The 14,171-nt window shown below is 37.9% G+C and carries 14 protein-coding genes; all 14 read right to left on the reverse strand.

Annotation, left to right across the window (positions count from 1 at the left end; genetic code table 11):
- Positions 1–620 (reverse strand): proline--tRNA ligase (gene proS / locus AC1DOS_RS11735; RefSeq protein WP_477537645.1); only part of this gene is annotated, 620 nt, incomplete at its 3' end.
- A gap of 38 nt (positions 621–658) precedes the next feature.
- Positions 659–1,918: an RIP metalloprotease RseP gene (rseP, locus tag AC1DOS_RS11740; protein WP_108584651.1), complete on the reverse strand. Its 1,260-nt coding sequence runs from the start codon at positions 1,916–1,918 to the stop codon at positions 659–661.
- A 46-nt stretch (positions 1,919–1,964) separates the two neighbouring features.
- The gene (gene dxr, locus AC1DOS_RS11745; protein WP_477537646.1) at positions 1,965–3,113 is read right to left on the reverse strand and encodes a 1-deoxy-D-xylulose-5-phosphate reductoisomerase; all 1,149 of its coding nucleotides are present in this window, start codon (positions 3,111–3,113) and stop codon (positions 1,965–1,967) included.
- A gap of 15 nt (positions 3,114–3,128) precedes the next feature.
- Positions 3,129–3,929: a phosphatidate cytidylyltransferase gene (locus AC1DOS_RS11750; RefSeq protein WP_477537647.1), complete on the reverse strand. Its 801-nt coding sequence runs from the start codon at positions 3,927–3,929 to the stop codon at positions 3,129–3,131.
- Positions 3,926–4,720 carry an isoprenyl transferase gene (locus AC1DOS_RS11755; protein WP_477537648.1) on the reverse strand — a complete coding sequence of 265 codons (795 nt, stop codon included), beginning with the start codon at positions 4,718–4,720 and terminating at the stop codon, positions 3,926–3,928. Before AC1DOS_RS11755 ends, AC1DOS_RS11750 begins: the two co-directional genes overlap by 4 nt.
- Positions 4,721–4,858: 138 nt before the next feature.
- Entirely contained in the window at positions 4,859–5,416 is a 558-nt protein-coding gene (frr, locus tag AC1DOS_RS11760; RefSeq protein ID WP_108584645.1) for a ribosome recycling factor, read from the reverse strand.
- On the reverse strand, positions 5,416–6,141 hold the full coding sequence (gene pyrH / locus AC1DOS_RS11765; protein WP_108584643.1) for a UMP kinase: 726 nt from the start codon (positions 6,139–6,141) through the stop codon (positions 5,416–5,418). Before pyrH ends, frr begins: the two co-directional genes overlap by 1 nt.
- A gap of 114 nt (positions 6,142–6,255) precedes the next feature.
- Positions 6,256–7,140: a translation elongation factor Ts gene (gene tsf / locus AC1DOS_RS11770; RefSeq protein ID WP_477537649.1), complete on the reverse strand. Its 885-nt coding sequence runs from the start codon at positions 7,138–7,140 to the stop codon at positions 6,256–6,258.
- 89 nt (positions 7,141–7,229) lie between these two features.
- On the reverse strand, positions 7,230–7,940 hold the full coding sequence (gene rpsB, locus AC1DOS_RS11775; protein ID WP_108584640.1) for a 30S ribosomal protein S2: 711 nt from the start codon (positions 7,938–7,940) through the stop codon (positions 7,230–7,232).
- Between the two features lie 1,396 nt (positions 7,941–9,336).
- Positions 9,337–10,116: a GTP-sensing pleiotropic transcriptional regulator CodY gene (gene codY / locus AC1DOS_RS11780; protein WP_108584639.1), complete on the reverse strand. Its 780-nt coding sequence runs from the start codon at positions 10,114–10,116 to the stop codon at positions 9,337–9,339.
- 84 nt (positions 10,117–10,200) lie between these two features.
- Positions 10,201–11,595 (reverse strand): HslU--HslV peptidase ATPase subunit, encoded by a 1,395-nt coding sequence (gene hslU / locus AC1DOS_RS11785; RefSeq protein ID WP_477537650.1) that lies wholly within the window; start codon positions 11,593–11,595, stop codon positions 10,201–10,203.
- The gene (gene hslV, locus AC1DOS_RS11790) at positions 11,592–12,140 is read right to left on the reverse strand and encodes an ATP-dependent protease subunit HslV (protein WP_024535009.1); all 549 of its coding nucleotides are present in this window, start codon (positions 12,138–12,140) and stop codon (positions 11,592–11,594) included. Before hslV ends, hslU begins: the two co-directional genes overlap by 4 nt.
- A gap of 33 nt (positions 12,141–12,173) precedes the next feature.
- Positions 12,174–13,067 (reverse strand): tyrosine recombinase XerC, encoded by an 894-nt coding sequence (gene xerC, locus AC1DOS_RS11795; protein ID WP_477537651.1) that lies wholly within the window; start codon positions 13,065–13,067, stop codon positions 12,174–12,176.
- Between the two features lie 162 nt (positions 13,068–13,229).
- On the reverse strand, positions 13,230–14,171 hold a 942-nt coding region (gene trmFO / locus AC1DOS_RS11800), incomplete at its 5' end, for an FADH(2)-oxidizing methylenetetrahydrofolate--tRNA-(uracil(54)-C(5))-methyltransferase TrmFO (RefSeq protein ID WP_477537652.1).

Consider the following 14,171-nt stretch of genomic DNA (forward strand, 5'->3'; position numbering starts at 1 on the left):
GTATCTTTCCCTCCGATAGCACCAGAATCTGCAATAACTGCTCGGAAATTCAACCCTAATCTAGAGAAAATATTTGTATATGCTTGTACCATATCTTCATAAGTTTGATCTAAACTTTCACGTGTCGCATGGAAAGAATACGCATCCTTCATTAGGAATTCTCGTCCACGAAGTAAACCAAAGCGAGGGCGCTTTTCGTCACGGAACTTAGCTTGAATTTGATACAAAGTAAGTGGTAATTTTTTATATGACTTAATCTCATCACGTAACAATGAGGTAATGACTTCTTCATGGGTTGCGCCAAGTGCAAATTCACGATTATGGCGATCTTTTAGACGCATTAATTCAGGTCCATATGAGTACCAACGTCCAGTTTCTTGCCATAATTCCGCTTGTTGCATAGCAGGCATTAATACTTCAACACCATTTATTGCATCCATTTCTTCACGAACAATACTTTCAACTTTTTGCAGAACGCGTTTACCTAGAGGTAAAAATGAATAGATACCACTTGTATTTTGACGAATAAATCCTGCGCGAAGGAGCAGCTGATGAGACTTAACGTCTGCATCAGCTGGGGTTTCACGAAGTGTAGGGATGAATGTTAGACTTTGTTTCATAATTTATAAGCTCCTCATAGCAATCGCATATTTAATAGTTAAAAGAAAAATCTTTGAATATCATTCCAAGTCACAACAACCATAAGTACCATCAGCAACATGATTCCAACAAAATGGACCATGCCCTCTTTTTGACGATCCACAGGTTTTCCGCGTACCGCTTCAATTAAGAAGAATAATAATCTCCCGCCATCAAGCGCTGGTAATGGAAGTAAATTCATAATACCTAAGTTAATGCTTARAATAGCTGCCCAATTCATTAAATTAAACACTCCGTACTGAGCCACTTGTTCAGTTGCTTTGTATATCCCAACAGGTCCAGACAAAGCATCAATTGTAAATTGACCAGTAACCAACATACCAAGCAGTTCGAAAATCTTGGCAATCCATGTTACGGTTTGTTCCGCACCAAAGGCAACAGCTTTTAATGGGTTTTTTTCGACAGGACTTTCATATAAAACACCGATTTGACCAACAGTCTCACCATCTTGTTTGACGGATTTTGGTGTAATAGTTGATTTAATAACTTCTCCATCACGAACATATTCGAATGTTAAAGCTTCACCAGCACTTGCTTGTACTTTTGAAGCAAGTTCTTGCCATGAATCAATTGATTGTCCATCAATTTTCGTAACTAAGTCTCCCTCTTGCATACCGGAATCAAGGGCTGGACCCGCTTCTGATACGCCTGAAATGATTGGTTCATATGTTGGAACGCCTTGTAACAATCCAATCATTAAAAAAATGAAAAAAGCTAAAATAAAGTTAAACAATGGACCCGCAAAAATCGTGATAAACCGATTACCAATTGATTTCGAACCGAATTGGCGGTCATGAGGTGCAATCAACGTATCTTTTCCATTTTCAGTTATAACGGCTTTTCGTGACACATTGTATCGTACTAATCGTTCTTCTTCATCATAACCTTCAACCCAAAGACCTTTTTCTAAGTCTGCTCGTTCTGTTTCTAAAAACAACATATCTTGCTGTTGTTTATTTTGATTTAATACGATTTTCACAACTTCTTCTTTAGCATTTAAAACTAAACCTACTCTGAATCCAGGTTGTAATTCAACCGAATCCATATCTTCTCCAGCCATTCGTACGTATCCACCAAGTGGAAGTAAACGAAGTGTATAAAGAGTTTCACCTTTTGTGATTGCAACTATTTTAGGCCCAAAACCTATTGCAAATTCACGAACCATGATTCCCGCACGTTTTGCAAAAATAAAGTGACCTAGTTCATGAAAAAATACTAGTGAACCAAATATTAATATAAAAGCAATGGTTGTCTCCATAATGTCCCACCTTTTTTAAAGCGTTTTGCCGTCATCAATCTTCCAATCATTTTACCATGTTTTGAACTGTTTTTCTCGTAATAGCATCTACGTGTAAAATCGTTTCTAAATCAGGTGTACGTATCACATCATGTTTGTCCATCACACGCTCAATTAATTCTTCGATTTGTAAGAATCGAATGTCTCCATTTAAAAATAACGCAACGGCCGCTTCATTTGCAGCATTTAACACGGTTGTCATCGAACCACCTGCTCGTCCAGCGTCATAAGCAAGTTTTAAAGCACGAAAACGTTCCAAATTCATTTCCTCGAAATGCAGTTTGCCTATTTCAACAAGATTTAAACGCTTTGCTTGTTTTCTTGGCAAACGATTAGGATATGAAAGTGCATATTGAATAGGTACACGCATATCCGGAGTACCGAGTTGAGCCATTACACTTGTGTCATGAAACTCCACCATTGAGTGAATAATACTTTCTCTGTGTAATAAAACGTCGATATCATCGTAAGACATATCAAATAATACTTGTGCCTCTATCACTTCTAATCCTTTGTTCATCATCGTTGCCGAGTCAATTGTGATTTTAGCTCCCATTGACCAGTTAGGATGATTTAAAGCATCTTGAATCGTTACATTTTCTAATTCTTGTCTAGTACGATCGCGGAAGCTTCCTCCTGATGCAGTCAAAATTAAGCGACTGACTTGGCTACGCTTTTCACCATTMATCGACTGAAAAAGTGCTGAATGCTCACTATCAACCGGTAAAATCGGTGAGTTATATTTAGCCGCCGCTGCCATAACTAGATGTCCAGCTGTAACAAGTGTTTCTTTATTTGCGAGAGCAATTGTTTTTTGTTGTTTAATTGCCTCTAAAGTCGATTCAAGTCCGACACTACCTAATACTGCATTTACTAAAACGGAAGCGTCGGAATGTGTTGCTACTTCAATCAACCCTTTGCTACCATATGCAAGTTCAATGCTCGGAAATTCCTTTTTTAGAAGAATCGCATCATTTTCATTTTGGACTGATACCAGGGCAGGACTAAATTCACGAATAATTTCTCGCGTTTTATCTAAATTACGACCTGCCGAAAATGCTACTAATTTAAATTCTTGTGGATGCTCTCTAATGATGTCGATTGTTTGAATCCCAATCGAACCTGTTGCACCTAATAAAGTAATATGCTTTGTCATTAACTTTAAATCTCCTTAACCAACAAAATGCAAGAAATGTAAAAGCGRTAACACAAATAATAAGCTATCAAATCGATCTAAAACCCCACCATGTCCAGGTAATAAATTCCCTGAATCTTTTACTTTGTAATGTCGTTTAAGTGCGGACTCAACTAAATCTCCTACTTGACCAAAGATGGAAGCTAAAATCGTTACAATGACAAGTACAAAATACGATGAACTGATTGGTGATATCCATTGATAAACGACTGCAAAAATAATAGCTGTCGCAATTCCTCCAATAAAGCCTTCAATGGTTTTATTAGGAGAAATCTCAGGCCACAATTTCTTTTTCCCGAATTTTTTCCCAGTAAAATAGGCACCTGAATCAGTCGTCCAAATAATTAATAAAGCAAAAATCACGTATTGAAGGCCATTGTCAATTAATCGAGTCTCAATGAAATAGAAGAATCCTATCCCAACATATAATGCTCCCATTATCGAGAATGCAGCATCTTCAAAAGTATAACGATTTTTCACAACCACGGTGTACGTTAATAATAAAAGAACGGCAATAAGTGCAAAATCTATTTTGGTATATCCCGTAGTTTCCATAAATGAAATCGACCACTCGCTTGGCATTAAAAATGCAAACAAAGCGAATAATGTGATGAAACCATGGACCGAAAAAATCGAAAGACCTTTCATTCGAAGTATTTCATATAACCCCACCGCTGCCATAGCGTAAACTAGGATCGTAAATGGCAATCCTCCAAGCATGACAATTGGAATGAACAAGGCTGCGGCAATTACCGCTGTAATAATGCGTTGTTTCAATTTGTTTCTTCTCCCTTCAATCCCCCGTAGCGACGATTTCGGTTTTGATAACTTTCTACAGCATCAAGTAAACAATCTTCATCAAAATCCGGCCACAATGTGTCGGTAAACCAAAACTCGGTATATGCCAATTGCCATAACATAAAGTTACTGAGACGGACTTCTCCACTCGTTCGAATAAGCAGGTCAGGATCTGGCAAATCACAAGTCATTAAATGCTGTGATATTAAGTCTTCGTTGACTTCGGTATAATCAAGTGTCCCTAGCTGAATCTGTTGCGAAATCTTTTGCATCGCTTGTGCTATTTCTGCTCGACTTCCATAGTTCAACGCGAAATTTAATACTAAACCTGTATTCTCTTTTGTTTGTTCCATTGCTTTTCGCACAGCTTCTTGAGTATGTTTTGGTAAAGTTTCATTTTCCCCCATCATAACGACCTTCACATTTTGTTCAATGAGCTCAGGAAGATACTTACCTAAAAATTCTTCAGGCAAGCGCATGATGAAATCAACTTCAAGTTTTGGACGCTTCCAATTCTCGGTTGAAAATGCATAAACAGTCAAGGCGCGCACACCTAAGTCATTTGCTAGTCGTGTGATTTTCCGCACAGTTTTCATGCCTTCGTGATGACCAGCTACCCGTGGAAGTGCGCGTTTTTTTGCCCATCTCCCATTACCGTCCATGATAATAGCAATGTGAGATGGAATATGTTCATTTTTAGAATGCGATATTCGCTCCTCGAGCGTTTGTTTTTGTCGTTCGGGTTTTCTCCGAATGAGTTTATGTAACATGTTGAGTCCTCCACTTTACGCACTTATCGGAATGTTGTCTTTCCTATCATATCAAAAAACGTTGGAATTTTCTTCATTCCCACAAAAAAAGACGTCCTATTTGATAGGAACGTCTTAACAGCGAAAAAGTTCAAAAAATTAAACCTCTAAAATTTCTTTTTCTTTTTCTTTTGCTACTTGATCTACCTGAACGATATGATCATCTGTTAATTTTTGAACACTGTCAGAGAATCCGCGTAAATCATCTTCAGTAATTTCACTTTTCTTCTCTAATTTTTTCAATTCATCATTCGCATCACGGCGAATATTACGAATACCAACTTTAGCTTCTTCTGCTTCTTTCTTAACCAGTTTCACCAAATCTTTACGGCGCTCTTCAGTTAAAGCAGGAATAGCAATACGAATAATTGTTCCATCATTCGTTGGGGAAATCCCAAGGTCTGATTTTTGAATTGCTTTTTCAATGTCACCTAGAGCTGTTTTATCATAAGGTTGAATCGTTATCAATCTAGCTTCAGGTGTAGCAATACCCGCGATTTGATTGATTGGCGTAGGTGAGCCATAATAATCAACTGAGATTTTATCTAATAAAGATGAACTTGCACGACCTGCACGAATCGTCGAAAGCTCACGACTTAAAGCTTGAATAGCCTTAACCATTCTTTCTTTTGTTTGATCAATCACTTGTTTTGACATTAAGAATTCCTCCTAACGATAGTTCCAATTTTTTCGCCTAATACGGCACGTTTAATATTTCCATTCTCCATAATTGAGAATACTATGAGCGGGATATCGTTGTCCATACATAAAGTCGATGCCGTTGAATCCATTACTTGTAAACCTTGTTGAATAACTTCTAAGAAAGTTAAATCCTCGTATTTGACCGCATCGTTATCTGTTTTTGGATCAGCTGAATAAACACCATCAACATTGTTTTTACCCATTAATATTACATCAGCTTCTATTTCCGCTGCACGTAGAGCTGCAGTAGTATCTGTTGAGAAGTAAGGATTTCCGGTTCCTGCTGCAAAAATAACAACGCGCTTCTTCTCTAAATGACGAATTGCTTTTCTGCGAATATATGGTTCAGCAACTTGTCGCATTTCAATAGATGATTGGACGCGTGTTTCAACTCCTGACTTTTCAAGGGAATCTTGTAGTGCTAAAGAGTTCATTACAGTAGCTAACATGCCCATATAGTCCGCAGTTGCGCGGTCCATACCCATTTCGCTACCTACTTTACCACGCCAGATATTTCCGCCACCTACAACAACCGCAACTTCCACACCTAAATCAACTACTTCTTTCACTTGTTCCGCAACAGACATAATAATTTCTGGGGATAAACCAAAACCTTGTTCTCCAGCTAAAGCTTCTCCGCTTAATTTCAAAACAACTCTTTTATATTGTGGTGTGCTCATAAGTAGCCTCCATTACACTTTTTTCTCGAAAAATAGGGAACACAGAATCGTGCTCCCCAGAGTAAATCAAATATTTATAGTAGCTCATCTTCGAGCAAATGCGAATTTTACTTATTACCCTTTGTTAACTTGGCTCATTACTTCTTCAGCGAAGTTGTCTTGGCGTTTTTCGATTCCTTCACCAACACCATAACGTACGAATTCAGTAACAGTACCACCCGTTGTTTTCACGAAATCTTTAACTTTTTGATCCGAGTTTTTAACGAATGATTGTTCAAGTAAACATACATCTTCGAAATATTTACCAAGACGGCCTTCAACCATTTTAGCAACGATGTTTTCAGGTTTACCTTCATTTAATGCTTGCTCAGTTAATACTTTGCGCTCGCGGTCCACATCTTCTTCAGAAACTTCGTCACGAGAAATAAATTGTGGGTTTAAAGCTGCAACATGCATAGCAACGTCTTTAGCTGCTTGTGCATCTGTTGAACCTTCAAGTGTTACTAGAACACCAATACGTCCACCCATGTGTAGGTAAGGACCAAAAGCATCATTGTCAGTTTTTGTACGAACTACAAAACGACGTAATGTGATTTTTTCACCAATTTTTGCAATAGCATTTGAAATGTGGTCTGCAACATTTAATCCGTTAGACATTGTAGAAACTGTAGCTTCTTCCACTGTAGCAGGTTTTGTAGCTAATAAGTGCTCAGCTAATTCTCTTACTAAAGTTTGGAAACCTTCGTTTTTAGCAACGAAATCAGTTTCAGCATTTACTTCAACTAAAACAGCGTCATTACCTTGTTCTAAGATGTAAGTTGTACCTTCTGCTGCGATACGATCAGCTTTTTTAGCTGCGCTTGAAAGACCTTTTTCACGTAAAAAGTCTACTGCTGCATCGATATTACCGTCTGTTTCTACTAACGCTTTTTTACAGTCCATCATACCTGCGCCTGTTTTTGCGCGTAATTCTTTAACCATTTGTGCTGTAACTGCCATTGTTGTTTCCTCCTATTCAAGTATCAACTTAATTCTCAAAAAAAGGTGATAAGGGGTTTAAGCCGCTTATCACCTGGAAATACGTGGGATTACTCAGCAGCTTCAGCTGGAGATTCTTCACCTTGTTTTGACTCAAGTAACGCGTCAGCCATTTTACCAGTTAATAATTTAACGGCACGGATAGCATCGTCGTTTGCAGGAATAATGTAGTCGATTTCATCTGGATCACAGTTTGTATCAACAATTCCTACAAGAGGAATGTTCAATTTAATAGCTTCTGCAACAGCGATACGCTCTTTACGTGGGTCTACTACGAACATTACATCCGGTACACCTTTCATGTCGCGAATACCGCCTAAGAATTTAACAAGACGTTCGTGTTGTTTTTTAAGTTGAACTACTTCTTTTTTAGGAAGGACATCGAAAGTACCGTCTTCTTCCATTTTTTCGATTGCTTTTAAACGGTTAACACGTTTTTGAATCGTACCGAAGTTTGTTAATGTTCCACCCAACCAACGTTGGTTAACATAGTACATACCTGAACGTTCTGCTTCTTCTTTGATTGCTTCTTGGGCTTGTTTTTTCGTACCTACGAAAAGAACTTTACCACCGTCAGCACCAACTTGACGCATGAATTCGTATGCTTCTTCTAATTTCTTAACCGTTTTTTGAAGATCGATGATGTAGATACCATTACGTTCCACAAAAATAAATTTTTTCATTTTTGGGTTCCAACGGCGAGTTTGGTGACCGAAGTGTACACCTGCTTCAAGTAATTGTTTCATTGAGATTACTGACATTTTTTGTTTCCTCCTGATATGGTTTTTTTTCCCTCCGCATTCTTCAACTAGCGCTCAAGACCTTAATCTGATTAAGGACCACTTGTCACTATCCAAATGCGTGTGTGATAACACCATTTGATAATATACCATGTATAGACTATTCTCGCAAGTGTTTAGTTGAAAATTTTAATGCATTGTGTAAACTTGTAACTTTGTTTGGAGACACTATTTAATTACTTGAGGTGTTTATAAGGTTGAAAAACTGAATGAAGCAAAAAGGTTTTCAGTCCGCTTTTTACATTTATTTTGCTGCACCTTGGTCTTGAGAATAAAGAGGATAGGCTTGTGACTACGTCACTCGCCATCCTCGCTTTTTCCAGATCATCTTGCGGCTGATTCGCATCCTTCGCTCCCTTGCAACCTAGATGCACACATTTAAGATCGTTTGGTTTACTAAAGAAGAGATACTCCCTTTCTGTAGATATTCGGCCGAAGATGCTATTTCAGCTTCTGTCTGCTTCTTTTATTTCCAAGACTACATTTCTAGTTAGTAGTAATACGTTTTTAAAGGAAAAATAAACGTGGCAGATAATGTTTACTCTAACGCAAAAAGGTTTCCAGCCCGCTTCAGACGCATTTGTTGCTGCACCTTGGTCTCTAGAATAAAGAGGACAGGCTTGTGACTTCGTCACTCGCCATCATCGCTTTTTTCAGTCGCGTCCTTCGTTCCCTTGCAACCTGGATGCACTCAGTTCAGTTCACTTGGATTACTAAAGAAGCAATACTCTCTTTTTGTAGATGTCGGCCGAAGATGATATTTCGGCCACAATCAGCTTTTTTTATTTTTGTGCACTTCTCATCATCACTATCAGTCGCGCGGGGGCGATAATAAAAAACTCCCAAATAAAGAAATGCGGTAGCCGCCGAAATTGTATCTTCGGCGGTCTGGATAGCAAAAAAAAGTGACAATTATTTAGTAAACCAAAATCAAAAAACATTTTGCCCCAAGGTTGCAGGCAATCGCCGAAAGTATTCGAGTAGCAAGATTGTCTAGAAAAATCAGAGGGAGATGTGACATCGTCACATCTCCCTCTATTTATTCATTAGATAAAAGTGCTGCATGGTGCTTTCCAAAGTTCCCCGGAAACCTCAGTGTTAAAGTGATTTATGGTTTATGGATTAGTAAACTAGCCATTTTACATTTCTTCTTTCCAACAGTAGCGCAGCGAAAACAAAACCATTTAATATTTTTTTTTGGATACTGCTTTGGCCTTACCTGTTTCAATAAGTTGACTAGGGAATGAGACGTGTTTGAGACCATAACTAGAAAATCAGATATGTCTATATCACAAGTCTTTCTACTCCATATAAAAAACAACCACAAGGACTGAGCCCTGTGATTGTTAGCTTGTACTTATTTAAGTTTTAGTTGAGCTAATTCGTTTAAGAATTTGTCGTTTAATACTTTAATATACGTCCCTTTCATTCCTAAAGAACGTGATTCGATAACGCCAGCACTTTCTAATTTACGTAAAGCGTTAACGATTACTGAACGTGTAATTCCAACACGGTCAGCAATTTTAGAAGCCACAAGTAAGCCTTCGTTGCCATCAAGCTCTTCGAAGATATGTTCAATTGCTTCTAACTCACTGTATGATAATGAGTTAATTGCCATTTGAACAACAGCTTTCGTACGTGCTTCAACTTCGATTTGTTCTGATTTTTCACGAAGGATTTCCATCCCAACAACTGTAGCACCATATTCACCAAGAATTAAATCATCGTCATGGAATTCATTTTTTAAACGTCCAAGAATTAAAGTTCCTAAACGATCTCCGCCACCAATGATTGGAACAATCGTTGTCAAACCATCTTTAAACAATTCACGATTTTCTATAGGGAACACTGTGTGTTCGCTATATACATCTAAGTTAGAAGATGTTTCGTTTACGTTGAAAAGGTTTTTTGTATATGCTTCTGGGAATTGACGTTCTTCCATCATTTGAATCATACGTTCATTTTCGATTTGTTGATTAATCTCAAATCCTAATAATTTTCCTTTACGGCTAAGAATGAACACGTTACATTCGATAACACCGCTAAGTGTTGTTGCCATTTCTTTAAAGTTTACTTGTTTACCTGCTGAAGCTTGTAGCATTGAGTTGATCTTTCTTGTTTTTCCTAATAAATTCATGAATGTTTCCTCCTATAATGGTTGTAGCTATTTATTAAATATTCTAAAGGTTTTTAATTGTTTTGGATATAGATAAAATTCAAATCAAAGAATAAATTGTGACAAATCTTTGTTTTTTACGATGTTTCCGAGTTTTTGATCGACATATGCAGCTGTGATGTCAATATGTGCCGGTGAAATTTCAGAAGCTTCAAATGACAGCTCTTCTAGCAACTTCTCTAAAATCGTATGCAAACGTCGAGCCCCAATATTATCCGTCTCTTGATTTACTTCGGTTGCAATTTCAGCAATTCTTTCAATCGCACTATCTGTGAAGTCTAAAGTTACACCTTCAGTATCAAGTAACGCTTTATATTGACGAATCAACGAATGATCTGGCTCTTTCAAAATACGGACAAAATCTTCTTTGGTCAATTTCTCAAGTTCAACACGAACCGGAAAGCGACCTTGTAATTCTGGAATTAAATCAGATGGTTTTGCTGTATGGAAAGCTCCAGCTGCAATGAACAACATAAAGTCTGTTTTCACAGCACCGTATTTGGTTTGTACTGTAGATCCTTCTACGATTGGCAAAATATCGCGTTGCACACCTTCTCGAGAAACATCTGCAGATGAACCATTGCCACCTTTACTTGCTATCTTATCAATTTCATCAATAAATATAATACCAGTTTGCTCTGCACGCTCAACTGACTTTTGAGCCATTTCTTCAGAATCAATTAGTTTACTTGCTTCTTCTATCGTCAACACTCGACGAGCATCTTTAACTTGTAAACGTCTCTTTTTCTTTTTCTTTGGCATTAAGTTAGATAAAGCATCTTGCATATTTTGGCCCATGTTTTCCATACCCGAACCTTGGAATGCATCAAACATAGAAGGCGCTTGTTCGGTAACTTCTACGTTTACCCATTCGTCTTCAAGCTTCCCGTCTCTCAAATCTTCTGCGATTTGTGAACGTTTTAAACGAATCTCTGTATCATCGGTTACAGCTTCATCTGTTTCTGCTTTTTGTCCAAATATCATTTCAAATGGATTTTGAGCATTATGTTTCTTTTTCAAAGACGGCACAAGCAGACGAACAATAGCATCATTAGCTAAACGTTCGGCTTGATCTTTTACGTCTTCAGTCATTTCTTCTTTGACAATACGAACGGCCGCTTCTGTTAAATCACGAACCATTGATTCAACGTCACGTCCAACATACCCTACTTCTGTAAACTTGGTTGCCTCTACTTTGATAAATGGTGCGTTATTTAACTTAGCAATTCTTCTTGCAATTTCAGTTTTACCCACACCAGTAGGACCAATCATCAGAATATTTTTAGGGATCACTTCGTTTTTCATCTCTGCAGTCAATAAACTTCTACGGTAGCGATTACGTAGTGCAACTGCTACAGATTTTTTAGCTTCTTTTTGTCCTACAATAAAACGATCTAAATGCTCAGTTATTTGCTTTGGTGTCAATTGTTGTTTAGTCATTCATTCAACGCCTCCACAATAATTTGATGATTCGTAAATACACAAATGTCTGCAGCAGTAGTCAACGCGGCTTTAGCAATTTCTTTTGCATTCATTGTTTCACCAGCATATTGTTTTAATGCGCGTCCAGCTGCTAAAGCAAAATTCCCACCAGACCCTATGGCTAAAATCCCATCATCCGGTTCGATCACTTCACCCGTACCAGAAACTAATAATAAAGTCTCTTCATTCATCACAAGCAACATCGCTTCAAGTCTGCGTAACATTTTATCGCCTCGCCATTGTTGCGCAAGTTCGACAGCGGCTCTTTGCAAGTTACCATCATATTCCATCAATTTCGCTTCAAACATTTCAAATAAAGTAAATGCGTCCGCTACTGAACCTGCAAAACCTGCAAGGACTTGACCATTGTAAAGACGTCTTACTTTTTTTGCAGTATGCTTCATAACGACTTGATTGCCTAATGTAACTTGACCATCTCCAGCCATCGCAGATTTCCCTTTATGCTGAATTGCAAATATCGTGGTTGCATGTATTTCTCCCAAGATGTTCACCTCTCGTTTAGCTCATCCCCTATATTATGCTCTAGGATGTGCATTCATATAAGTTTTTCGTAAATGTTCTTTCGTTACGTGTGTGTAAACTTGCGTTGAAGATAAATGACTATGTCCTAGCAATTCTTGCACTGATCGCAAGTCTGCACCGTTATTTAGCAAATGCGTTGCAAATGTATGTCTCAACATATGCGGATAAATTTTCGTATGCAATGATGCTTTCTTTACCAAGTCGCTCAGTATATATCTTACACCCCGTGGCGTCAATGGCATGCCACGCATATTTGTAAATATAAAGCTGTGGTTAGAGTGTTTCATTAACATAGGACGTGACAATTCCATATAGTGTTCCAATGCATCTTGAGCAAATTGACCAAACGGAACATATCTCTCTTTACGACCCTTGCCCATTACACGCAAGATGCCTAGACGATTATCAATATCCCGTTCTTCTAATGACGTTAATTCACTTACACGAATTCCTGTAGCATACAACAGTTCAAGTATCGCACGGTTGCGAAGTGACATATGTTCATCGCCTTCCGTTGCCTGAAATATTTGTTGTAATTCTTCTTCATAAAAAAAATGAGGAAGTCGTTCCTCTTTTTTGGGATGATATAACGAGCGAAAGGCATCTTCTTTCAAACCGAATTCTCGGTTACCAAACTTAAAGAATGAGCGAATCGCCGAAATTTTTCTTGAAATCGAGGTACGTGAAAGTGATTCATCGTACAGTTTCGTGACATATAGCCTCGCGTGTATATATTCAACGTCATGTAGACTTTTTATTCCTTCGGATTGTAAAAATTCGAAAAAGTAGAGTAGATCAGATTCATATTCACGAACAGTGTGTTCTGAATAATTTTTTTCAAGTTGAATGTAGCTTTTAAATTGAGATAAAGCTTCTGACGGAGACATGTGTGTTCACCTCCAAATAGTAAAAGCGTGAAGAACTGTAAACATTTGAAGTAGCTAAAGCACCTATTTAGCGAAACACCTGTAACAATGCATCTTTTACGAATTTAATATGTCAAAGTAAAAAGCCTCTAGATTATAACAATAACTAGAGGCTTTCAGCAATTATATCGATTGTGAATTCATAAAATTTCGAATTGTGCCAAGTGCTCGTTCAGCTTGCTTTTCCCCACGTTTTTCTTTCAATTTGTAACGTCTTGGTAAATCAGGGAATAATCCGAAGTTAACGTTCATTGGTTGGAAATTCCTTGGATCCGCTTCAGTAATGTATCGTGCCATACTACCTAAAGCCGTTTCCTCTGGGAATATTAATAACTCTTCTCCGAGTGCTAACTTAGCAGCGTTAATGCCTGCTAATAAGCCACTACCCGCTGATTCAACGTATCCTTCAACACCTGTCATTTGTCCCGCAAAGAACAATTGATCATTTGTTTTCAGTTGGTATGTTGGTTTTAAAACACGTGGTGAATTGATAAAAGTGTTGCGATGCATCACTCCATAACGCACAATTTCAATATTTTCGAGTCCTGGAATTAATTTCAAAACTTCTTTTTGAGGTCCCCATTTTAAATGTGTCTGAAAACCAACAATGTTATATAAAGTGCCTGCTGCATCGTCTTGTCTTAACTGAACAACCGCATATGGGACTTTCCCGGTTTTAGGATCTTCAAGACCTACTGGCTTCATTGGGCCAAAAAGTAAGGTCTTCTTCCCTCGTTCAGCCATCACTTCAAATGGCATACAGCCTTCAAAATATATTTCTTTTTCAAATTCTTTTAATGGAACTACTTCAGCAGATATCAAAGCCTCATAAAAACGGTCAAATTGTTCTTCTGTCATCGGACAATTAATGTAAGCCGCTTCCCCTTTGTCATAGCGAGATTTCACATACACCTTATCCATATCGATACTGTCTTTTTCAACAATAGGTGCTGCAGCATCATAAAAGTACAAGTAATCTTGACCTGTAAGTTGTTGAATTTTCTCTGCTAAAGCTGGAGAAGTCAAAGGGCCTGTCGCGATAATCGTAATCCCTTCAGGTAGTTC

This window comes from Paenisporosarcina sp. P5_A11 (assembly GCF_056400705.1).